The organism is Pseudoalteromonas sp. P1-25 (genome assembly GCF_001401805.1).
Classification (GTDB): domain Bacteria; phylum Pseudomonadota; class Gammaproteobacteria; order Enterobacterales; family Alteromonadaceae; genus Pseudoalteromonas.
Genome location: NZ_LKDW01000121.1, coordinates 1 through 290 on the forward strand (window position 1 = coordinate 1; position 290 = coordinate 290).

A 290-nucleotide genomic window follows, 5' to 3' on the forward strand; every position below is an offset into this window, starting at 1 on the left:
AGCGATGTGGAAGACGGTCAAACCGTGACGGTGATCATCAGTGATGGCACAAACCAAGTTGAAACCACGGCACTTGTACAAAACGGTGAGTATGTTACCGATCCGATTGATGCAAGCGCACTAAGCGACGGCACACTCACCGCTACAGCAAGCGTGTCAGATTTAGCGGGTAACCCTGTAAACGCGCAAGATAGCGTAGAACTTGATAACACCGCAGTTATTACAACTAGCATTGATAAAACAGCCGACGGCGTGATTAATGGCAACGGCGAAAGCGCCGCCATGGTTAT

1 protein-coding gene is annotated in these 290 nt (G+C 49.7%); it reads left to right on the forward strand.

Annotated elements, in window-relative coordinates:
• On the forward strand, window positions 1-290 hold a 290-nt coding region (locus AN393_RS20320), incomplete at both ends, for an Ig-like domain-containing protein (RefSeq protein WP_161804178.1).